This window comes from Jeotgalicoccus sp. FSL K6-3177 (genome assembly GCF_038050175.1).
GTDB lineage: Bacteria > Bacillota > Bacilli > Staphylococcales > Salinicoccaceae > Jeotgalicoccus > Jeotgalicoccus nanhaiensis.
Map to the genome: position 1 here is coordinate 518,776 of NZ_JBBOSK010000001.1, position 23,127 is coordinate 541,902.

Genomic DNA, 23,127 nt, shown 5'->3' on the forward strand with positions numbered 1-23,127 from the left:
GTAGTAACTGTATATAAAAAATAAAGTATACAGAAAACAGGAGGGGGAACAAAGAATATTTAGGACAATTTGAAACGTAGTTAAGTAATAGGGGAGAGAGATCTATATATAATTCAATCTAATTGTGGAGTAATGACTGCTAGGAAATGCTAAAGATAAACCACTACAAACACACTTATCTGGTCCTATAGGTAGAACAATGAGAGGTTAAAACCTCGGTGAACAATATAAACATAAAAAGTTGATTTAAGTCGACATGGATGGAACAAGTTTTGATGTCAGCATGATTATTAATAGAAACCTAAAGACAAGTGGAGATTGTTAACTTAAGAATTATATCCTGTGATGCTTTAGAAATGAGAATACCGACAACCAATAATGGTCAGTGGCTTCCATGCTAACAGCGACATCATATGGTGTTAACTGGTGTCGTTTAATAAATTTCAGAAGTTGCTCACTCCCTAATTTTATGTTTGTAAACCCCAAAGTTTTACCAACCGGGTCACCTGAAACCTAAACGAGACCCACTTTGTGAAGGCGTTTACCAGTATCGATATCTAGATAAAACATATTAACACCGCCTAAAGAAATTAATCAGATGGAGCGCTCCTCTAACCTTTATGGATATTCAACTTCATTCTATATTCGATAATAGAGTATCATTCAGCTCATGTAAATTATTCTATAAAGGTCAGTCTTTGCAGCGACGATCTGACTTCCAGGAGGGATACGGCGACCTCTATCAGATTCATAATCCTTATACATAAAGAACTATATAACAATTATCGTTATTAAAAACTAACTATCTTTAAATATACGAGGAGGACTCAAAATGAATAAAACTGCAAACAAGAAATTTGTCGGGCATCCAAGAGGGCTTTTCACCTTATTCTTTACTGAATTCTGGGAAAGATTTTCTTATTATGGGATGCGAGCAATTCTATTATTCTATATGTACTATGAGATTTCTGATGGTGGTCTTGGTCTTGATATAGCAACTGCCACATCAATCATGGCAATTTACGGCTCCCTTATTTACATGTCTGGTATTTTAGGCGGTTGGATTGCAGATAGGATTCTGGGTCCAAGTAAAACAATCTTTTATGGTGGGACACTGATCATGCTTGGTCATACTGTCTTAGCAATTCCAGTGTATGGATTGACAACATTATTTGTCTCCCTTGCATTGATTGTTACAGGTACAGGGTTATTAAAGCCTACTGTCTCCGCTGTGGTAGGGGATTTATATTCAAAAGAGGATTATCTCAGAGATTCCGGATTTAATATTTTCTATACAGGAATTAACTTGGGAGCATTATCAGCTCCATTAATTGTCGGCACACTTGGCCAGCAATATAATTTTCACCTTGGCTTCAGTGTAGCTGCGGTTGGTATGTTAATTGGCTTAGTCACTTACGTCCTCACAAAGCGCAAATTTATGGGAAGCATCGGGGATACTGCACCGAATCCTTTAACACCAAAAGAGAAAAAAAGAAGCTATAGGATTCTGGGTATCAGCATTACTGCAATCTTGATCATTGGCGGCATTGTGATTACTACAGGATCATTAACAATTGGCGGATTTACTATTCTGGTAAGTACATTGGCAATTATCATCCCGATCATCTACTTTACGGTCATGTATCGTAGTCCAAAAACAAATAAAAAAGAAAAATCTAATTTGATTGCTTATATTCCTTTGTTTATAGCGGCTGTTGTCTTTTTCGGGATTTTGGAACAAGGTTCAATTATCTTAGCGCAATTTGCGGACCAGCGTACGAATTTACAATTTTCCGGGTTTAATTTGCAATCATCTTGGTTCCAATCATTAGGTGCTCTATTTATTGTTATCTTTGCTCCAATATTTGCATGGATGTGGCTTAAATTAAGAAATAATCAACCATCCACTATGAGAAAGTTCTCCATCGGATTATTCTTAGCTGGATTCTCATTCTTAGTGATGATGCTTCCAGGTTTAATTGGGGGAACAGAAATGCTGGCAAGTCCATTATGGCTCGTCTTTAGTTTCCTGCTCGTCTCTTTAGGGGAGTTATTCATCTCACCAATTGGGTTATCAGCAACAACAAAACTTGCACCAGCTGCATTTGCATCACAAACAATGAGTCTCTGGTTCCTAGCGAATGCAGCCGGACAAGGGATTAATGCTCAAATTGTTCGTTTGTTCAGACCAGAAACAGAAGTCATCTATTTTGGAACAATCGGCGTCATATCTCTTATCTTCGGAGTCATTATTCTACTAATTGCACCAATGATACAGCGTAAAATGAACGATTGATGGAGAGTCTGAAGAAGCTTTCTAAAAAGAGCTATAATTATCAAAAGTTGCACAACCTTTACGCAATTCTCATGATACTGGCTTAAATATAAGACCGGCTATAAAACGGCAAGATTTATTGAGTAGATATTGAAAAAAAATTGAAGTAAAAAATTGAGCATGACAAATAAGCCTGACACTTTTAATTTTTTATCAAGGAAAAGTGAGCATGCTGATATTATTCATCCAATGGCAGATGGGACATGTGGTTTTGAACTCTCGTTATCGCAAAGATGATATGTGTGAGCTTGCGAGTGAATGCACCGACAGCTGTGACATGAGTTTTGCCTCTTGTTCTGAATTTTTTGTAATGCTCCGACAAGTAGGATTTCTATTACTCGGCACAAAGGCGACTTGGAAAATGCCCAGTCTGAGATACGGGGAGCTTGGTTTCGATATTCGGATTCGTGAGCTGGTGAAATCACTCGATTGGTGTACAGGGGCGACCAGTTGCTTAGGACGCTCAGAACGGTTAAAGCCACCGACTTTTAAGAGAATCACAGCGCCAGTGACATCACTGATAGGTCGTCAAATAATGATCTTGTTTTTGGGAAAGATAAATCATATTCTCTTCAACCGCTCTTAATTGATTTTCCAACAGTGACTGGGAAATATAGTCGAAACCCTCTATAACTTTTTTGGTCCAATCAGCCTTGTGATTGGTGAAAATGTCACTCAATAGCGAATTGCATCTGATTACACCAGGTATTCAAAACCTAAAATAAAAGACCAAGCATTAATTCCCTTAGCATTGTTATTATAAGTCTATTATTCTTTGCAACGGGCGCATTAATGTCTGTAAGTATGGGAAGAACGAATATAGTCGCTGTTATGAAAGACTTAGGAATTCCATCTTGGAGATTCTTCATCTTATGGATAGCTTTATGGATTAATCAAATAGTAGCTATCTATTCAATTGGGTTCACGGCTTCGAATATGTTTAAAATAGAGTAAGAGAAACTTTAACTCTTACTGGTTCGCTTCTGGGTGTTATTCTAACAGTAGGAAGAGCACTCAATTACTTTACTGAATTTTTACTAGTAATGTCAGTAATATATCCAGCAATTATTGTAGATTTCTTTTTCATTAGAAACCAAAAATGAGAAGATGTTAAAGGATGGAATTGGTATGCTACACTTTCAAATTTATTAGATATCTTACGGGTTATATAACTGAGTATGTGATTATATTTGTTATTAGGGCTGTCCAATCTCTAATAGTATCCGGAACTGTATCTTATGTAAGCATAAAATTAAAGGATAAAAATTAAAGAATATACGCTCCTTCCAAGATTTCACTTTTAAGTAAGTCTTGAAAGGAGCGTATTAATTTTAGTACGTCAAATTTCTATAATTTTTAAATCTCTCGGATAATTTGTCAGTACCTCGGCTTCTCCGTTCTCATCGATATAGACTTCTTCTTCAATCCTGACTCCGCCATATCCCGGTATATAAATTCCGGGCTCAATCGTAAACAGCATCCCCTTTTCAGCTGGATCTTCATTCAGATGATGGATAGAAGGGGCTTCATGTACTTCTATACCGAGACCATGTCCGACACGGTTATTGAAGTAATCCCCATAGCCGCTTTTTTCAATGACATTTCTTGCGGCGATATCAAATTCCTTTAAAGGAACACCTGCTTTTACTGCATCCACGCCTGCTTGGGTAGAAGCTTTGACTATATCGTAAATTTCTTTTTGCTTATCAGTAGCTTCTCCGATAATGAATGTTCTCGTAATATCAGAACAATATCTGTCCCTGGTGATGACGCCAAAATCAATAAGCAGGAAATCGCCGTTCTGCAGTTTTTTATCACCCGGCGAACCGTGAGGCAGCGCTGCTTTTTCACCGGCAAGTACCATGGTCGAAAACGAGGGTCCTGCGGCACCGAATTTTTTCATCAGGTATTCAAATTCTGCAACCAGCTCTGCTTCTGTCATTCCTTCTTTTATCGTTTTAAGCCCTTCATCCAAGACCTTCTCAATAATATTAACAGCTTCTTTTAATCCATTAATTTCTTCACGGCTTTTAATCGTTCGAAGTTTATTAATGTGTGGTTGAATATTGATGAAATCCACACTTGGGAAGGAGGCCAATAGCCCATTCTGATGAGAAACAGTGACGACGTTCATTTCAATACCTATAGTTCCAACAACGTTTTTAATATTGTTCTTGATAATTGAAAATGGATCTTCCTCATCTGAAATCGGAATTATATTGTCTACTTTTGCTGTGGCTGCAGCAATTTCTCTGTCGAGCGCCGGCAGGAATAAGAACGTTTCTTTATTTTCTCTGTCGATAATCAGGGACATGTATCGTTCATGTGGGTGTGCATAAAAACCAGTCATGTAATAAATGTTTGATGGATCGGTGATCAATACCAGGTCGATTGTTTCATCCCCCAGCTGGTTGAACAGTTTATCTTTTCTATTTTCGTAATCGATAGTCATTTATATGCCTCCTATTAATTTTGTTCTAACAATAAAAACCCACGGACTTCCTCATCTGATATGCTTCCCTAAAGTAAGTACTTAAAACACTAAACTACTTTAAGGGGAGTATATCATACACTAAAAAGGCAATTGTCACTTTCGTAATTATTCTGCACTAATTCAGACGATAATTTGCATTATAATTAAAGAACCCAGCTTGTCTTCGTAAGAAGACAAGCTGGGTTCTAAAGTAGTATGTGCAAAATAGTATTTAAAATATATGCAATTCATCGGTGAAGGAGACACTCTAGTGTTGTCTATTTAGGATCTGCTTATAATATACAGTTAAAGTTGTTACTATATATCATAAATGTAGGGATATGACACTTAGATTTTGAGCAATCTTTAGAGACTATAAATCCTAGTATTTAAGCGTAAAAGCTATAAGTTTATAAACGTCTCAAAAACATACGTTTTTGAGAAGAGGAGTTTCTTAATACTTCCTTATTCTACAAATTGGTTTTATGCAGGGGTGTCTTTGAATGAATTTAATTAATCAGATAGTTTAGCGTAGACTAAATTTACAGGATAATTATAAATAACTAGTTTGTAAGTAAGTCTACTATCCGAAATATCAAACAAAACTTATTTTGGGCATTTGGATATAACGTATTGGGTATTCCGTTTGCCATGGGTATTTTCTATCACCTTGGTGGACTATTGTTAAACCCAATGGTTGCTGGAGCTGCAATGGCCTTAAGCTCTGTTTCAGTATTATCAAATGCTTTACGCTTGAAACGATTTAAACTGTCTGCTGTTTAATAGGAAGAAGAAATTAAAGTGGAAGATAAATTTGAGCTCGAATTATACACTAGACTCACATGTCCAGACTGCGAGGATGCGAAAAAATATTTAAATTCTAATAGAATCCACTATGCTGATCAAGATGTAAGCAAAAATCTTAGCTTAGAGGAAGATTTAAAGGAGATACCTGGCAATCGAATTGTTGCAATGTTTGATTTTTATAAAAAAGATTATTCGGCAAAAAAAGCTGGTCAAATATTTTATTGGTTTTGAGAATAATAAAAATGAAATAGTGAGTATGTTAAAAAATTAAATGAAGAAAATCAATAAATTTTTTCAGTATAGTTGGTAATTATCCTACCCCTAGAAGGAAATGTGGTAAATTAAATAGCCTTGAATCAGTCAAAGTCCAACTTTCTGAAGGCAAAGTAAATGTAGTTTTTAATGAAAGTACGATTGATTTAGGAGAGATTAAAGGTGCTATTAAAAATATAGGATACGAGGTTAAAGAGGAGCCTATTGAAGAAGAAGGATCCGGGTGCTCGTGTTGCAGTTAACTAGTAAAGGATCGTGCTGATTTTCAGCACGATCTTTTTCATGCATTAAAAAGAATATTTTTTTGAAGTTAAGATGGTTATTAATAGTAATTAGTGTGTATGGAAAATAAAAATGCAGAGCTTTGCAACGGAGTGGTTATCCAGTGAATTATATGATCAGCATCTTGAAAATGTAAGAGAACAGCTTAAAGTTCGTAGAAGAACTGCTTTAGAATCTTTGAACAAACATTTAAGTTCTTATGCTACATGGGACGTCCCAACATGATATGTTCCTCTTAAGTTAGATTTAGGTCCAACTTAAGGGGAGTTTTTATTATGTAATTGACTATATCTAAATGTTACGGTAATATAAAAGCATATTTGCAATTTTCTAATAATTTATGAGAGGATGTTTTAATGATTACATTAATCAAAAATGCTGAGGTATATTCACCGAAGTATTTAGGAGAGCAGTCTATTTTATTATTAAATAATAAAATAGCAAAAGTTGGCGAGTTTAATGAGGGTGTTTTGGAACAATTTGGTGTGGAATTTAATGTGATTGATGCTGTAGGAACAATAGTTACACCAGGATTTATAGATCCTCATGTTCACTTACTGGGAGGTGGTGGTGAAGGCGGGTTTGCAACCCGTACACCGGAAATACAATTAAGTGACTTATTAAAATCAGGGATTACTACTGTAGCAGGACTGATTGGCACAGATGGAACGACACGACATCTTACGTCTTTACTAGCTAAAGCGCGAGGGCTGGAGATTGAAGGCGTATCTACATATATTTATACAGGAAATTACGATGTTCCTACACCGACCATAACAGGTAATGTAAAAGATGATGCCATTTTAATAGATAAAGTTATTGGAACAGCAGAAATTGCGATATCCGATTCTCGATCAGGACAGCCAAGTGTCCATGAACTTGCAAAAATTGTAGGACAAACAAGAGTTGGGGGGATGCTGAGCGGAAAAGCAGGAATTACTCATTTTCATACAGGACCTGGGAAAGCTTATTTATCTATTTTGCATCAGTTGTTAGATGAATATGAATTGCCGGCATCAAATCTGCATGTGACTCACATAACAAGAAGTAAAGAACTTTTTAATGATGCAATCAAATTGGCATCACGCGGTTCTTTTGTAGATATTACAGCAGATGACTCAACGTATAAGTGGGTTGCATATTACAAAGAACACAAAGGTGATTTAAACAAGCTTACATTATCCTCAGATGGTAATGGTAGCTTACCTCGATTTAATGCGAGAGGTGAATTGATGGGTCTTGGAGTTGCGAGTACCCGGACATTATTTGAACAGGTTATCGAGACGATTAAGGATGAAAAATTGACGTTTGAAGAAGTATTGAAACTTGTTACAGTTAACACTGCAACTGCGCTAAAGCTGGAAAATAAAGGATCAATTGCTTCAGGTAAAGATGCCGATTTATTACTATTATCCAAAGATACTTTTGATATCCGTCATGTATTTGCCAAAGGTACACATATGATTGAAGAAGGAGAGATAATAGTTAAAGGAACGTTTGAATAACACAGGGGAAAACAAAGGAGACTAAATATTATGACAAGAAAACCTAATTTATTTGAAGCATTTTCACCAATTGTAGTAATGCTGTTATTATTAGCAATTGGTTTTGGGGTCTTCGGGTTAAACCCTGAACCGTTACTTATATTATCATCAGTTTATGCTGGCTTTATTGCACTTCGTCTTGGGTTTTCATGGTCTGACATGATGGAAGGGATTCAGGAGAAAGTAAGTCTAGCAATGCCGGCAATATTAATTTTAATATCAATAGGTATTTTAATTGGGACCTGGGTGATATCCGGTACTATTCCAATGTTAATATATTATGGTTTAGAATTGATTAATCCAACATTTATTGTTCTTATTGCTTTTGTAGTATCAGCAATTATTTCAATCGTTACAGGTACTTCGTGGGGATCCGTTGGGACTGTCGGAGTAGCATTAATGGGTATTGCTACCGGACTGGAAGCTAACCTCCCAGCCACCGCTGGTGCTATAGTTGCCGGTGCATATTTTGGTGATAAATTATCTCCATTATCTGATACTACAAACCTGGCGCCTATAGCTGCCGGAAGTGAACTCTATGAACATATTAAACATATGTTGTGGACTACTGTACCGGCAGCTATTGTATCAATGATTATATATCTGATTGCGGGTTTAAGTGTTTCGAATAATGAAGTTGCAACACCTGAAACGATGACTACAATGTTGACAACACTAAGTACTATGTTTGATTGGAATTTACTTTTATTATTTCCTCCGATAATTATTTTATTGGGAGCGATTAAAAAATACCCAACATTACCGGTTATTATTTTCTCTTCAATAATAGCTGCTATTTTAGGAATCTTTATACAAGGGTTTACTTTAAAGGATGCCTTCGCTTCTGCGGTTACCGGTTTTGATGTAAGCATGGTTAATAAAAGTGGATTTGATGCTGCCATGGTTATACCAGAGGTATTAGATTTAGTCCATCAAGGTGGTATGCAATCAATGACTAGTGTCATCCTTATAGCATTTTCTGCTTTTGCATTTGCCGGTATAATGACAAAATCGGGAGCTTTAGAAGTGATTATTGAGTACCTACTGAAGTTTGTTAAAAATACAGGAGATTTAATTTTAACAACAGTCTTATCTTGTTTAACGATGGCATTGGTGACTGGTAACTCTTATTTGTCTATTATCGTGCCCGGGGAGATGTACAAAGACACATATAAATTAAAAGGTCTCGCAGCAAAAAACTTATCACGTACACTTGAAGATTCCGGGACTGTAATTGTACCTCTAGTTCCGTGGTCGTCAGCTGGTGTATTCATGGCAGGTACATTGGGAATACCAACTCTGAGTTACGCTCCATGGGCGGTACTTTGTTACGTTGGATTTATATTTGCAATTATATTAGGATATACAGGAATAGGTATTGCAAAAGATTTAAAAGAAGAGAGCGTTAATAAAGCATAAATATTAGTAATGTTTTCTTGTTTATAGGGAAGTAATATAAAGCTGAGATCCTACTTAGGGTATCTCAGCTTTTTTACGAAAAACAATAATAGAAAATATTATCGAGCAGGAGGAATTATATGGAACTGGTCAAGTAACACCCGCAATACGATAATCTCTCCTCATTTTTTTTCATACATCATTCCAGTTTTTCTGTTGCGTTTTGGTTCAGGTAATTGATCCTCATCCGCATATTTCTTAGCTGTACGCCAGTTGATGCCCAGCGTTTTCTGTATTTCTGATATGGATAGTCTTTTAGTGTTTCTTAAGTATTTGATACAATTAATATCGGACATTGCTAGCATCCTTCCAACCTCCACTGTGTTATTGATTCGACACCAATAACGGTAGAGGGACTTGGGGTGACTGGCAAGTTTTTTTTATTATCTGCACCAATTAAATCAGTGCAGGACCCTGCATGTTTACGTTGCAAAGCTCTGCACTTTTATTTTTCCATACATATAATTGTTATAATTTCAAAAAACGTACTTGAATACGTTTGATATAATTAAACAATGGGAGGTATCTAAATGAAAAGATATTTAATGCCAGCTTTACTGTGTTTAACAATGATTCTAGCCGGGTGTGGCAATGATTCAGCATCAAATGAAACAAATATTAAAGAATTCGTATCACAGCTGAGTGACAGTAATATCGTAGAATCGGCAACAATAAATGATGAAACCCTTGTTGTTCAGGACGGGGTAGAGGAAGATATCTATAATCTTCCCGAAGATGAGTTTTTTATATCGGTAGCGCCTTATCTTACATATACGCATCCATGTGAATTCCATAGTCTGACTGGATGTCAGAGTGAGATGGTAGATGAAGAGATGGATGTAAGGATTACAGATGAACAAGGTAAGGCCCATTTTGACGAAACAGTGACAACGCTTGAAAATGGTTTTATGGATTTCTGGTTACCCAGAGATAAACAATATACCATAGAAATTAGTTATCAAAATAAATATACTGAGTATACTTTTTCCACTTTTGAAGGGGATAGTACTTGTTTGACAGACTTGCAACTGAAGTAGTATTACTGTTTGAATCTCTGAACACTTTCAAGGTGTTTGGAGATTTTTTATATTCAATATTTGGAATCATTTAGTTGTCTATCATACCCCGCAGGGGTAAGATATAACACTAGGGAATGATAGAATGGATCATCACAAAAAAGAGCCACATTCTGACCAGGAGGAAAATCGCAATCATCATAGTCAGGAAGAGAATATCCATCATGACCACAAAAGTCATAATGGGTCTCATGAGGAACATGATCACGATAACCATGGGGACGGTGCACATGACCATCACGGATATATGGTGACGGACTTCCGGAATAAGTTTTTTGTTGTTCTAATATTCACCATTCCCATCCTGCTCCTGTCTCCGATGATCCAGGATTTCATGGGAGTCGATTGGAGCTTTACAGGGGATATCTATATTCTAGTCGCCCTGTCCACATTCGTTTATTTCTATGTTGGCTGGCCTTTCCTTAAAGGTGCTTTCGATGAATTGAAAAATAGAGAGCCTGGGATGATGACACTGATTGCCATGGCCATCTCCATTGCATTCTTCTACAGTATGGCTGTCGTATTCGGGTTTAATGGAGAGTAGCTTTTTTCTGGGAACTGGCAACCCTGGTACTGATTATGCTTATGGGCCATTGGATTGAAATGCGATCCATCAATAATGCATCCAAAGCCCTGGAGTCACTTGCATCCCTAATGCCGAATACAGCAAACCGTATTACTGAGAATGGTGAGACGGAAGAAGTGCAGGTTGATCATATCCAGGCAGGGGATCTGCTCCTGGTGAAACCGGGAGAAAAGATCCCGTTGGATGGAAAGATTGTTAAAGGGAAATCGCAAATCGATGAATCAATGCTGACTGGTTCTTTTAATATTTGTCGTATCTTCTTATATATAAATAAAATTAAAGAAGTGGCACACTGATAAATTTAAAGTGTGTCACTTCTTTTATAATTGATTCTTGTTTAAGCAATTTCTTTACAAGCTTCTGCACACTTGAAACATGCCTCTGCACATTTTTGACAATGGTCATGTTCATGTTTTTTACATTCATTTCCGCATGCTTCACATACCTTGGCACATACTGCTGCCAAATCAGAAGAAAATGGTGAATTTCTTGTTAGAGATTGTTCTAAAAATGCACAAATATCTGCACATTCACGGTCGAGACGGATACATTCTGTCATCATTTTTACATCTTCTTCTTTCAAACAGGCATCATAGCAATGGTTACATGCTTCAAGACATTCGTGTAATGTTTGAATCAGTTGTTGATGTTGTTCATGAGCCATTTATAAATTCCTCCTATGAATTTTAAATCCCTTACACAGATTAAATTCCCATTTATTTTTCATATAAACCGATATTGATAAACTCCACAGAAACTGCACACTTTTTTAATTTAATTGTTCTTCTTTCAGCTTTATCTAACAATAAAATTTATGGTATTTTCATTTGTACTTACTAGATAGTTAATGACATAGAAATATCTCGAATATTGGGCATATTCGAGATATTTTTAAAATCTTCAATTTTACACGATATATATGATTTATCTATTTTAATAGGACGATTTTAAGAGCAGTTAAAATACTTAGACAAGATATTACTCACTTGAAGCTCTTATAATCATTCTCGTATCAAGTATATTTATTATTAAATGTGATATATATTTGTATTATATTGTGCAAGCTTAATCTTAAAATCAGTACAAAGTCACAATCAGGATCTACCGTAGTTTTTTTGTCTATTTAGACTCTAGTCAAACCTTTCATTTCATTCCCTCCTCATTTATATTATGCACCCTGTATCATGGTACAGGGTCAATAGTTATTATAAAAAATTTCCCTCTTCATTGAAAGGAACCGGCCTCGTTAGCTGTAATCCTATCAGGAAAATGCAGATTTACAAAGCTTATTTTCCCGACGGGTTCATTTATGTCACTATTTAAAGGAATAACAAATACAATCAAATGGTCATTTGACTATAATGTTTGAGTAGATCACAATAATAACCAAGTGGAGTTGATAGGCTCCCTTAAAGTACAAGCAAGACACTTGAAGAAGAAAAATGTATTATACTTGACCGCGTACTATGGTACGCGGTTTATTATTATTTAGAGGTGAACTATGTGAGTTATCGTATTACTGCATTTGCAGAAAAATGTGGGGTAAATAAAGAGACGATTAGATATTACGAACAAAAAAATTTATTACAAGAACCTTCCCGAACGAAAGCTGGTTATCGGATATATTCAGATGATGATGTTAAGCGTGTATGGTTTATTAAACGGATGCAAGAGCTTGGTTTTTCTTTAAGTGAAATCCACAAGTTGCTTGGTGTTGTAGATAAGGATGATGTGCGGTGTTCGGATATGTATGAGTTCGTTTCTCAAAAAGTTGATGAAGTACAACAACAAATTAGAGATTTAATGCGTGTTGAGAATATGTTGAATGATTTAAAAGAATGTTGTCCGAATGAAGAATATTTATATTCTTGCCCTATTATTGAGAAAATGTTTGAGGGTTAAAATCAACTTTTTAGCAGGTGATGTAAATTGACTGTACAAAAGCGAAAAAATGTAAAGGATAATGATAAATTATTGTTTTTAGGAATACCAGCATTGTTGGTTCTATGTTGCGCTTTACCAATCATTTTAATTGCAATTGGATTGAGTTCTATGGGTGCTTTCTTAATAGGAAAACAAGTTTGGATATTTGGTGCTGTTTTGTTAATTGTCGGACTGATTATGTTGGTAAAAAGAAGAGGTAGTCGTAATACATGTCAGTCGGATTGTTGCCATTCTAAATTCAGTGAAACAGAAGAAAAAGGGGGGGAGTGATTTGAAATCAATATTGTTCTTTAAAAGATTTTATTATCAGCTCTCATTATTGTAAGCCTCTCAGCATGTGGAATATCCAATGGAACCAACACGATAAACAATGAAAAAACACAACCAATAAGTTCCGAGAAGCCAACACTCATTTATTTCATGGCATCTTGGTGTCCGACTTGTGTAGCAGGGGAAAAGGTATTTAAACAGATTCATAATAAATATGGGAACAATGTTCAACTTATAACTGTTGATATGGATCCCCTACAAGATACAGAACAAGATTTAAAGGATTTCCAACGTCAATATGGTGGAGAATGGACACATTTAATCGATAAAGAATATGAACTCACTAAAAAGTATAAAGTAAAACAATTGGAAGAAGTTTTTTTAATAGATAGCAATCAAGAAGTTATATATCACGCGGTTAACCCTTCCTTCGATGATTTACAAAAGGAACTAACACGTATTGGAGTGAGTAGTTCATGACGTTTCCCTTTATATTTATTTTTTCAGCAGGAATAGTTGCTGCGTTTAATCCTTGCGGGATTGTTATGTTGCCTTCATATATTAGTTATTTAATTGGTGAAGGAGAGGTTGAAACAAGGCGTTCCTTAATAAGGACAATCTCAAAGGGGCTATGGTTAGGATTGTCTATGACGTTGGGATTTCTAACTATTTTTGTGATAGCCGGTTTTCTATTATCGTTATTAGGTAGAGCTTTAATCAATGTTTTTCCAATTTGGTCATTTCTAATGGGCGTACTTATCTTTCTTTTGGGACTAGGGATGTTGCTTGGAAAAAAAGTTTCTCTACCTTTAAGAGTTAATATTAAACAGGGTAAACGATCAGTTTATTTCTATGGTATTGCTTATGGAATCACATCATTAAGTTGTACGTTGCCAGCCTTTTTATTTGTACTCACTGAATCTATGCAAGATAATTCGTTATTGATGGTTATACTTAAATTTATTGTGTACTCAATCGGTATGGGTGTTGTCGTTACTTCCATAACCATTGTTTCTTTGATTTCAAAAAGATATGTCCAACAATTACTTTCTAAAAATATGGCAATGATCCAATTTATTTCCTCCATTGTTATTTTAATTTCAGGAATTTATATTTCTTATTATTGGGGGATTGGTCCGGGTGGCATATTTCGATAATTAAAAGGAGTGTTAAAAAATGACTAAGAAAATCAGTATGAAAGTTAGTGGCATGACTTGTATGGGTTGTGAAGAACATGTAGCAGTTGCACTTGAAAATATTGGTGCCAAGAATGTAGAAGCTAGTTTTCGTCACGGTGAAGTATTATTTGAATTACCCGATGATATTGGGATTGAAAGTGCAAAAAAGGCTATTGATGAGGCGAAATATCAACCTGGAGAAATAGAAGAAATATCATCACAAGAAAATGTGGTGTTAGGTAATGAAGGCGATTATGACTTACTTATCATTGGTTCCGGTGGTTCGGCTTTTTCAGCTGCGATCAAAGCGATTGAATACGGGGCAAAAGTAGCCATGATTGAGCGTGGAACCGTTGGCGGAACATGTGTAAACATTGGCTGTGTTCCATCAAAAACACTTCTTAGGGCTGGAGAAATTAATCATTTAGCAAAAGTAAATCCATTTACGGGATTACAAACATCTGCTGGAGAAGTGGAATTAGCACCCTTAATCAAGCAAAAAGATGAATTAGTGAGTGAGCTTCGCAATCAAAAATATGTGGATCTAATTGATGAATATGGAATTGACTTAATTGTAGGTGAAGCAAAATTTACTGATGAACAGACGGTTGAAGTCAATGGGGAGAAACTTTCCGCAAAACGCTTTTTAATTGCAACGGGTGCATCTCCTTCTCTCCCGCCGATTTCAGGACTTGAAGAAGTGGAGTATTTAACAAGTACAACGCTCCTTGAAATAAAAAAGGTACCTAAACGATTAACGGTGATCGGTTCAGGATATATCGGAATGGAGCTTGGCCAATTGTTTCATAACTTAGGTTCAGAAGTAACGCTTATGCAAAGAAGTGAGCGACTGTTAAAAGAGTATGACCCAGAGATTTCTGAAGTAGTAGAAAAAGCTTTAATTGAACAAGGAATAAACCTTGTAAAAGGGGCAACTTTTGAGCGTGTAGAACAATCTGGAGAGATAAAGAAGGTTCATGTTACAGTAGATGGCAAGAAAAAAGTGATTGAATCAGAGCAGCTGCTTGTTGCAACAGGAAGAAAACCAAATACGGATACGTTGAATTTAAATGCAGCTGGGGTTAAAGTCGGAAAACGAAAAGAAATACTGATAAATGATTATGCTAGAACAAGTAATGAAAAGATTTATGCGGCAGGAGATGTTACATTAGGGCCTCAATTTGTCTATCTAGCAGCATATGAAGGTGGAATTGTTGCCGATAATGCAATCGGTGGATTAAATAAAAAACTAGATTTATCAGTGGTTCCCGGCGTGACATTTACAAATCCAGGGGTAGCAACAGTAGGCTTAACAGAAGAACAAGCAAAAGAAAAAGGCTATGAGGTCAAAACCTCCGTATTGCCTTTAGATGCTGTTCCAAGAGCGATAGTAAATCATGAAACAACAGGTGTTTTTAAGCTTATTGCTGATTCGAAAACATTGAAAATGTTAGGGGTTCATGTTGTATCTGAAAATGCAGGTGAAGTGATTTATGCAGCGACTTTAGCCGTTAAGTTTGGTTTAACCGTAGATGATTTAAAAGAAATCCTTGCACCATATTTAACAATGGCAGAAGGATTAAAATTAGCTGCACTTACATTTGATAAAGATGTATCAAAATTATCTTGTTGTGCAGGGTAAGCTCTTATTTATAGTAGCTTAACTATGTGAAGAAAATACACTCAAACTATCCGGTGGCTATAATTGAGAAAGCCAATCTAAAAAAGTCGGTTCCTTAGCGTACAGGAATTCGACTTTTTTAGGTTGAAATTCCCTTAACGTACAAAATTTCCGAAATGTTGGCGGTATCCCTGAAATAGAAACGGGCGGCCTACCAAACTAAATACCATTACGTAAGGCCAAGTCAATTCCTTCGCGCTGCCGTTTCCGGATGCGTTCTCGTTCCTCTTCAGCCATCCAGGAGAGAATCTGCAAAACTAAATCTGCAATAAATGTTCCCATACTATCTTTATACTGCGTCGTATCGAGTAGCGGCATATCCAATACATAATGTCAGCCTCAATATTTTTCGTAAGATCATTCCATTCTTGAAGAATTTCTTCTGTATTCCGACCAAACCGATCAAGCGAATGGATATATAAAATATCACCTTTACGAATAACTCGTTTAAGCAGCTGATAATTCGCTCGTTCAAAATTCTTTCCACTTTGCTTGTCTAGATAGATATCACGTTCTATGACGCCCATTTTTTTCATGGATTCCAATTGACGCCCTTCACTTTGATCTGTGATGCTGACACGAATGTAACCAAATTTACGATACTCCATAATTCACCTGGTAAATCGTTTCTTTTCTCAAATTATACCTCAAAAGCGTTCGTAAAAGTGTAGTTAAAACAACGAACGTTCGTAAAGTGTTTTGAGATATTTATGAACTTTATTTTTGATTGTTTTTAGTTGTTTTCTAAGCCTTCGTGAAAGTGTGCTTTTAAGAACGAATAAATTATTTATCACAATAAAGTTCACTTACGATATCGTAATTTCTTTCAGCTTTATTTCAGAAAATTCTTTCTATGTCGAGAAAAACTTATACAAATTCATTATTATTCAAACGTCTGCTTGAATAAAGAAAAACAAGATGTTATGCTATATTCAAACAAATATTTGAATGATGAGGTGTATGTATGAATAAGAAAGAAACATGTGAAGTTTTTTGTTATGACGAAGAAAAGGTTAACCGGATGCAAGAGAATTTACAAACTGTAGATATTGCCGGTATATCACAGATGCTTAAGGCTATTGCCGATGTGAATAGGGCAAAAATCACCTATTCCTTATGCAAGGAAGAGGAATTATGCGTCTGTGATATCGCAAATATACTCGGTGTGACTGTAGCAAATGCATCTCATCATTTACGCACGCTCTACAAAGAAGGCATCGTTACATTCAGGAAAGAAGGGAAACTCGCGTTCTATTCACTGGAAGATCAGCATATTAAAGAAATCATGACGATTGCATTAATACATAGGAAAGAAGTGATAACCAATGTCTGAAGGGATTGCAGAGCTGACTGAAGAAGAAAAAAAAGTTTACCGTGTTCAGGGGTTTTCCTGTGCGAACTGTGCAGGGAAATTTGAGCGCAATGTGAAGAAACTACCTGAAGTTCAAGATGCGAAGGTGAATTTTGGCGCATCAAAAATTTCTGTATATGGTTCTGCAACGGTTGAGGAACTGGAAGAAGCAGGGGCATTTGAAAACCTCAAAGTGGTGCCTGAAAAGTCTATGCGTCAAACGCAACCAGAAGTAAATAAAGAAAAAAAAGTTTACCGTGTTCAGGGGTTTTCCTGTGCGAACTGTGCAGGGAAATTTGAGAATAATGTGAAGAAACTACCTGAAGTTCAAGATGCGAAGGTGAATTTTGGCGCATCAAAAATTTCTGTATATGGTTCTGCAACGGTTGAGGAACTGGAAGAAGCAGGGGCGTTTGAAAACCTCAAAGTGGTGCCTGAGAAATCCCGGGAAGAAAGTGGACAAGACAAAAAAGAAAAGGAAGTAACCATTCCATTTTATAAAAAGCACAGCACTCTGCTCTATTCGCTACTGTTTATCGCTTTTGGCTTCATTTCAATGTTGGTGAATGGTGATGACAATATTCTTACACCACTGCTGTTCATCACTTCCATGATTGTCGGAGGGGCTTCAATGCTGAAAACGGGTCTCCAGAATTTAGTCCGGTTTGAATTTGATATGCGAACCCTGATGACAGTCGCAGTGATTGGCGGTGTCATCATCGGAGAATGGGCCGAGGTCGCCATTGTTGTCATCTTGTTTGCCATCAGCGAAGCGTTGGAGCGTTTCTCGATGGATCGAGCAAGGCAATCCATCAGTTCATTGATGGATATTGCTCCTAAAGAGGCACTTGTCAGACGCAACGGACAGGAAATGACAGTGCACGTCAATGATATTGCTGTGGGCGATATCATGATTGTTAAGCCTGGACAGAAAATTGCTATGGACGGCGTAATTGTCAATGGCTACTCTGCAATCAACCAGGCAGCAATCACAGGTGAATCAGTGCCGGTTGAAAAATCGATCGATGATGAAGTATTTGCAGGGACACTGAACGAAGAAGGCTTACTGGAAGTTAAAATCACTAAATTGGTTGAAGATACGACCATTGCCAAAATCATTCATCTGGTGGAAGAAGCACAAGGTGAGCGTGCTCCTGCCCAGGCATTCGTTGATAAATTTGCAAAATATTATACGCCTGCCATTATGGGTGTCGCAGTGCTGGTTGCGATTGTACCCCCGTTATTTTTCGGTGCGAGCTGGTCCACTTGGGTGTATCAAGGGTTAGCGGTTCTCGTTGTAGGTTGTCCATGTGCATTGGTAATTTCCACGCCGATAGCGATTGTTTCGGCAATCGGAAATGCTGCCAAGAAGGGAGTCCTTGTAAAAGGCGGGGTCTACCTCGAAGAAATGGGTGGATTAAAGGCCATTGCATTTGATAAGACCGGCACACTCACAAAAGGCGTCCCGGTTGTAACTGATTATCGTTTAATCGACAATGCAATTGATGAAAAGGAAATGCTGGCAGTCATCACAGCATTGGAAGATCGTTCCCAGCATCCATTGGCATCCGCGATTATAAAGAAGGCAGACAGTTATAACCTTCCTTATTCTGATATTTTTGTCGAAGACTTTTCTTCCATTACAGGCAAAGGGATACGGGGCAAAATCAATAATGAAATGTATTACGTTGGCAGCCCGGCATTATTTGAAGAGATAGAGGCAGCTAATTTCAATGATTCAATTAAAAGTGATGTCAAAACACTTCAAGAACAAGGTAAGACCGTTATGGTTGCAGGAACGAAAAATACAGTTCAGGCAATCATTGCAGTCGCGGATGAAGTCCGCGAATCAAGTAAAGCGGTAATCCAGAAGCTGCATCAGGCAGGCATCGAAAAAACAGTCATGCTTACGGGGGATAATCATAGTACTGCCCGTGCGATTGGTTCACATGTCGGTGTCACAGATATTCAATCTGAATTACTCCCGCAGGATAAACTAGACGTAATCAAGCAACTAAAAACTGATTATCGTCATGTAGGCATGGTCGGCGATGGGGTCAATGACGCCCCGGCGCTGGCAGCTTCCACCGTTGGTATCGCTATGGGTGGCGCCGGTACAGATACCGCTCTTGAAACAGCGGATGTCGCTTTAATGGGCGATGACCTGAGGAAACTGCCCTTTACCATCAAACTTAGCCGTAAAACATTGAACATCATCAAAGCGAATATCGCTTTTGCCATTGGAATCAAACTGATTGCTCTATTGTTGGTCATCCCAGGATGGCTGACACTATGGATTGCGATTCTCTCGGACATGGGTGCCACTTTAGTGGTGGCCTTGAATGGTTTGAGGCTTATGCGTGTGAAGGAAGATGAATTAAGCTTGGGTTCTTCCCAGATAAATAAAAGTACTGATGTCGAAATATTGGAGTTGGAAAAATGATTATAACGGCATTTACAGCTGCTGCCATCTATGTAGCGACAGGAATCGACTATCTCGTCATATTGATTCTTCTGTTTTCGCAAATCAAAAAGAGTAATCAAATAAAACATATCTGGATTGGACAATATATTGGGACAGTCATTATTATACTCGCGAGTCTTCTGGTGTCATTGGGCGTTGCTAATCTAGTTCCCCAACAATGGATAATCGGACTGCTTGGACTGCTGCCGCTTTACCTGGGTATAAAAATATGGATTCAAGGTGAAGAAGACGAAGATGAAGGCAACATTCTCTCCCTTTTCTCTTCAGGCAGATTCAATCAATTATTCATAACGGTCACTTTCATTGTACTGGCTTCCAGTGCGGATGATTTCGCTATCTATATACCGTACTTTACGACTTTAAATATGATGGAAATCATTATTGCCGTCATTGTTTTCATGATCATGGTTGGTGTTCTATGTCTAATCAGCTATCGATTGGCTTCCTTGAATTTTGTTTCAGATAAAATCGAAAAATATGAACGTTGGATCGTTCCAATCGTCTTTATAGCATTAGGAATTTATATCCTATTTGAAAATGGCACATTCAACGCTCTGTTCTCATTCCTATTTTAATAGAAAATTTTATAAGCCGATATCTCTCTTTTAATGTGAGATATCGGCTTAATTTTAGTGCAAAATATCACTTAAATAAGTGCAAAATAAAGTCAAAAGTCACACCCAGATTTAAGACAAAGGTCTGCTAAACTTTAATCACCGATTCACATCCGGTTACCCCTTCTGTCACTTTCGTAATTATTCTGCACTAATTCAGATGATAATTTGCATTATAATTAAAGAACCCAGCTTGTCTTCGTAAGAAGACAAGCTGGGTTCTAAAGTAGTATGTGCAAAATAGTATTTAAAATATATGCAATTCATCGGTGAAAGAGACACTCTAGTGTTGTCTATTTAGGATCTACTCAAAACATCCGATTTTCATAAGCAAATTTATCTGGCTTATTTTAGTGTTGAATTTAAATTTATTCATAATTTGAAATGTCACATTAAATACTAATAAAATGCACAGTTTCTTTAAAAATTTGATTTAAGCTAAATAATTAGAGGGGAATTTTTTAATAGCTAAAATTGGTAATAAGACTAGTGTACGAATGATTTCTTATTCTAATAGAATAGTAAGTTTGTTTGAAAATTATCTTTCAAAATTAACTATGTATGAGGTGCAAGATGAAAGTAATTGCTACTGGAGGTGTAAGAGTATGAAGAAAAAAACAAGGAAGATTCTAAGAATCAGTATTATACTGAGTGTCATTATTTTGTTAGGTGTGACCTTATGGTTCAACTTAACTTCTGATACAAAAGCCTTACAAGTAGGCGATGAATCAATTGATTTTCAATTGGAGACGTTAAATGGTGATTCAATACAATTATCGGATATCAATTCAGAAAAAGGTGTTATTTTGAATTTCTGGGGGACTTGGTGTAAACCGTGTCGTGAAGAAATGCCTGATATGAACCGAATTTATAATGAGGGACATGATGATTATGAAATCATTGCAATAAATGTTTCGGAGGATGAGCAGCAGATTAATCAGTTCTTATCCAGCTTAGATGAAAAACTTGATTTTCCAATCGCATTGGATCGAAACAGAGATGTGACTAAAGCTTATCAAGTCGGACCACTGCCGACGACAATAGCAATCAATAAAAACGGTATTGTCGTGGATAAGAAAGAATATCAGTTAACTGTAGACGATATTTACAGCTTTGTGGAACAATCTACTTCTGAATAGGGTGAGCTTTAATGGAATCTAGAAAGATAACATGTGAATCCTGCAATTATGTCAATCCCCCGGGGACACAATTATGCCAGTCGTGCGGGAAAATGATAAATAATGATTACGATAAAAATAAAATAAAAGATTTGATGCGCTATGATGGCAGTGCAATTCGTTCGAAAACCCGTTCTAAAAGTATTTTTGATAAAATTTGGATTTTCTTTACTTCAATAAAAGTCGGAGTAACGATCATAGCAATCATCACTATTGCTTCGTCTATAGGAACGATTTTTCCTCAGGAGTATTTTATACCAGTGGGGGCCAATCCACAACAATACTATACAGAGAATTACGGTACTTTAGGAAAAATTTATATTGAACTGGGATTTCATAATTTATATTCTTCCTGGTGGTTCATCATACTAATTGGTTTGCTTGCACTTTCGCTCATCGCAGCAAGTATCGACAGGGGTATACCGTTGTTCAAGTCTTTAAAAAATCAGCGGGCTAAAAAACACCCGTCTTTTTATAAGAGACAACGCTTGAATTTACATCAGGGAAGTTCCCGTAATACTGCAGATGTCGTCGAGGGCTTAAAGAAAAAAGGTTATAAAGTAAAAGAAGACGACAATCACTATCTATTTGAAAAAGGAAAACTATCCAGATGGGGCCCTTACATAAATCATTTTGGTTTAATTCTTCTATTATTTGGTAGTATGTTGAGATTTTTTCCTGGTATGTATGTAGATGAATTGATCTACATTACTGAAGGTGAAACGGTTCAAGTACCTGAAACAAATGGTAAATATTATGTGAAGAACAATAAATTTACCATAGATATATACGATGAAGAATCCGGGACGGTCTATGATAATACACTAAAGAATATAAATGAGACTGTCGTCAGCAACTATCAGACGGATTTTAGCTTTTATGAGAATGAAAATATGGATGTAGTGGGTTCTGCACCTGATTTACAGAAGGTAGAGGATTACAGTGTACAGGTGAATCATCCATACCGCTTTGATCTATTTGAAATTTATCAGGCAAGTTATGATAATTCTCAGATGAAGTCCATGACATTTCAGCTTGAAGACAATGATGATAAACCTGTTGGGGAACCTTTCACAATAGAATTGGATAATCCGCATCAAAATTATGAAGTTGTAGATGGTGTGAATGTCAATATTAGAGCGTATGCTCCAGATTTTCTTGAAATAGATGAGAATGGAGCACTTATCTCCGAAACACCTGTAGCTACAAACCCTGCTTTTGTATTTGAAATTTTCGATAGTGAATCTAGTGAACTCAGTTTAATTCAAATTATGAACTCAACCGATATCACAGAGAATAACAAGTATAATGTAAAATTTGTTGAAAATGAAAATCACTGGGCTACTGTTTTGACCCTAAAAAAAGACCTGACAATGCCATTGATAGCAACAGGATTTGTGATATTTTTAGTGGGACTATTTATTGGTTCATACATTAATCATAGACGAATATGGGTTAATACTGATGATGGATTCAGTATCAGTGCGCATACAAACAAAAATTATTTTGGACTAAAGAAAGATATAAATCCTGTATTGAGAGAATCCGGATACGATGAGATTTTAGATAGAGATAGCTAAAATAATAATGAA

Annotated in this window: 22 protein-coding genes and 2 pseudogenes; 19 read left to right on the top strand and 5 right to left on the bottom strand. The window is 36.6% G+C overall.

Annotation, left to right across the window (positions count from 1 at the left end):
* Positions 1-832: 832 nt before the first annotated feature.
* Positions 833-2,296, top strand: coding sequence for a peptide MFS transporter (locus tag MHH58_RS02620; protein WP_341344950.1), 1,464 nt, complete (start codon positions 833-835; stop codon positions 2,294-2,296).
* Positions 2,297-2,557: 261 nt separating this feature from the next.
* On the opposite strand, the gene MHH58_RS12430 is transcribed toward MHH58_RS02620, so the two are convergent.
* Both MHH58_RS12430 and MHH58_RS02625 read right to left on the bottom strand, forming a co-directional pair.
* Entirely contained in the window at positions 2,558-2,857 is a 300-nt protein-coding gene (locus tag MHH58_RS12430; RefSeq protein WP_445922975.1) for a hypothetical protein, read from the bottom strand.
* A gap of 817 nt (positions 2,858-3,674) precedes the next feature.
* The gene (locus MHH58_RS02625; protein ID WP_341344951.1) at positions 3,675-4,787 is read right to left on the bottom strand and encodes a M24 family metallopeptidase; all 1,113 of its coding nucleotides are present in this window, start codon (positions 4,785-4,787) and stop codon (positions 3,675-3,677) included.
* A 591-nt stretch (positions 4,788-5,378) separates the two neighbouring features.
* Here MHH58_RS02625 and MHH58_RS02630 point away from each other — a divergent pair.
* From MHH58_RS02630 to nhaC, 5 genes and pseudogenes are all read left to right on the top strand, one after another.
* Positions 5,379-5,591 (top strand): annotated as a pseudogene (locus MHH58_RS02630) (hypothetical protein); the annotation flags it as partial.
* 18 nt (positions 5,592-5,609) lie between these two features.
* Positions 5,610-5,846, top strand: coding sequence for a glutaredoxin family protein (locus MHH58_RS02635; RefSeq protein WP_445922971.1), 237 nt, complete (start codon positions 5,610-5,612; stop codon positions 5,844-5,846).
* A 68-nt stretch (positions 5,847-5,914) separates the two neighbouring features.
* Positions 5,915-6,130 carry a cation transporter gene (locus tag MHH58_RS02640; protein WP_341346084.1) on the top strand — a complete coding sequence of 72 codons (216 nt, stop codon included), beginning with the start codon at positions 5,915-5,917 and terminating at the stop codon, positions 6,128-6,130.
* A gap of 396 nt (positions 6,131-6,526) precedes the next feature.
* Positions 6,527-7,675, top strand: a complete 1,149-nt coding sequence (iadA, locus tag MHH58_RS02645) for a beta-aspartyl-peptidase (RefSeq protein WP_341344952.1) — start codon at positions 6,527-6,529, stop codon at positions 7,673-7,675.
* Positions 7,676-7,705: 30 nt separating this feature from the next.
* Positions 7,706-9,133 (top strand): Na+/H+ antiporter NhaC, encoded by a 1,428-nt coding sequence (nhaC, locus tag MHH58_RS02650; RefSeq protein ID WP_341344953.1) that lies wholly within the window; start codon positions 7,706-7,708, stop codon positions 9,131-9,133.
* A 161-nt stretch (positions 9,134-9,294) separates the two neighbouring features.
* Here nhaC and MHH58_RS02655 read toward each other — a convergent pair whose 3' ends face one another.
* Positions 9,295-9,477: a hypothetical protein gene (locus MHH58_RS02655; RefSeq protein WP_341344954.1), complete on the bottom strand. Its 183-nt coding sequence runs from the start codon at positions 9,475-9,477 to the stop codon at positions 9,295-9,297.
* A 225-nt stretch (positions 9,478-9,702) separates the two neighbouring features.
* Between MHH58_RS02655 and MHH58_RS02660 the strand changes: the two genes are divergently transcribed.
* The 3 genes from MHH58_RS02660 (at position 9,703) to MHH58_RS02670 (ending at position 11,130) form a co-directional block, all read left to right on the top strand.
* Positions 9,703-10,209, top strand: coding sequence for a CueP family metal-binding protein (locus MHH58_RS02660; protein ID WP_341344955.1), 507 nt, complete (start codon positions 9,703-9,705; stop codon positions 10,207-10,209).
* Positions 10,210-10,333: 124 nt separating this feature from the next.
* Positions 10,334-10,792: a hypothetical protein gene (locus MHH58_RS02665; protein WP_341344956.1), complete on the top strand. Its 459-nt coding sequence runs from the start codon at positions 10,334-10,336 to the stop codon at positions 10,790-10,792.
* Between the two features lie 41 nt (positions 10,793-10,833).
* Positions 10,834-11,130, top strand: a complete 297-nt coding sequence (locus MHH58_RS02670; RefSeq protein ID WP_341344957.1) for a P-type ATPase — start codon at positions 10,834-10,836, stop codon at positions 11,128-11,130.
* Positions 11,131-11,171: 41 nt separating this feature from the next.
* On the opposite strand, the gene MHH58_RS02675 is transcribed toward MHH58_RS02670, so the two are convergent.
* Positions 11,172-11,498, bottom strand: coding sequence for a four-helix bundle copper-binding protein (locus MHH58_RS02675; RefSeq protein WP_341344958.1), 327 nt, complete (start codon positions 11,496-11,498; stop codon positions 11,172-11,174).
* A gap of 839 nt (positions 11,499-12,337) precedes the next feature.
* Here MHH58_RS02675 and merR point away from each other — a divergent pair.
* From merR to merA, 5 genes are all read left to right on the top strand, one after another.
* Complete coding sequence (merR, locus tag MHH58_RS02680; protein ID WP_026867184.1) at positions 12,338-12,736, top strand: Hg(II)-responsive transcriptional regulator; 399 nt, start codon at positions 12,338-12,340, stop codon at positions 12,734-12,736.
* A 27-nt stretch (positions 12,737-12,763) separates the two neighbouring features.
* Positions 12,764-13,048 carry a hypothetical protein gene (locus MHH58_RS02685; RefSeq protein ID WP_341344959.1) on the top strand — a complete coding sequence of 95 codons (285 nt, stop codon included), beginning with the start codon at positions 12,764-12,766 and terminating at the stop codon, positions 13,046-13,048.
* Positions 13,049-13,165: 117 nt separating this feature from the next.
* The gene (locus MHH58_RS02690; RefSeq protein ID WP_348635048.1) at positions 13,166-13,528 is read left to right on the top strand and encodes a TlpA family protein disulfide reductase; all 363 of its coding nucleotides are present in this window, start codon (positions 13,166-13,168) and stop codon (positions 13,526-13,528) included.
* On the top strand, positions 13,525-14,205 hold the full coding sequence (locus tag MHH58_RS02695; RefSeq protein ID WP_021459891.1) for a cytochrome c biogenesis CcdA family protein: 681 nt from the start codon (positions 13,525-13,527) through the stop codon (positions 14,203-14,205). Before MHH58_RS02690 ends, MHH58_RS02695 begins: the two co-directional genes overlap by 4 nt.
* A 19-nt stretch (positions 14,206-14,224) precedes the next feature.
* A complete protein-coding gene (merA, locus tag MHH58_RS02700; RefSeq protein WP_115338860.1) occupies positions 14,225-15,868 on the top strand; it encodes a mercury(II) reductase in 1,644 nt (547 codons plus the stop codon).
* Positions 15,869-16,069: 201 nt separating this feature from the next.
* Here the strand turns inward: merA and MHH58_RS02705 are convergent.
* Positions 16,070-16,515, bottom strand: a pseudogene (locus tag MHH58_RS02705) (recombinase family protein); the annotation flags it as partial.
* A 356-nt stretch (positions 16,516-16,871) separates the two neighbouring features.
* On the opposite strand from MHH58_RS02705, the gene MHH58_RS02710 reads away from it, so the two are divergent.
* The 5 genes from MHH58_RS02710 (at position 16,872) to resB (ending at position 23,115) form a co-directional block, all read left to right on the top strand.
* Positions 16,872-17,240, top strand: coding sequence for an ArsR/SmtB family transcription factor (locus tag MHH58_RS02710; protein ID WP_052256044.1), 369 nt, complete (start codon positions 16,872-16,874; stop codon positions 17,238-17,240).
* Positions 17,233-19,701 (top strand): heavy metal translocating P-type ATPase, encoded by a 2,469-nt coding sequence (locus MHH58_RS02715; protein WP_341344960.1) that lies wholly within the window; start codon positions 17,233-17,235, stop codon positions 19,699-19,701. Before MHH58_RS02710 ends, MHH58_RS02715 begins: the two co-directional genes overlap by 8 nt.
* Complete coding sequence (locus MHH58_RS02720) at positions 19,698-20,318, top strand: CadD family cadmium resistance transporter (RefSeq protein ID WP_341344961.1); 621 nt, start codon at positions 19,698-19,700, stop codon at positions 20,316-20,318. Before MHH58_RS02715 ends, MHH58_RS02720 begins: the two co-directional genes overlap by 4 nt.
* A 644-nt stretch (positions 20,319-20,962) precedes the next feature.
* Positions 20,963-21,496: a thiol-disulfide oxidoreductase ResA gene (resA, locus tag MHH58_RS02725; protein ID WP_341344962.1), complete on the top strand. Its 534-nt coding sequence runs from the start codon at positions 20,963-20,965 to the stop codon at positions 21,494-21,496.
* An 11-nt stretch (positions 21,497-21,507) separates the two neighbouring features.
* The gene (resB, locus tag MHH58_RS02730; protein WP_281512606.1) at positions 21,508-23,115 is read left to right on the top strand and encodes a cytochrome c biogenesis protein ResB; all 1,608 of its coding nucleotides are present in this window, start codon (positions 21,508-21,510) and stop codon (positions 23,113-23,115) included.
* Positions 23,116-23,127 lie beyond the last annotated feature (12 nt).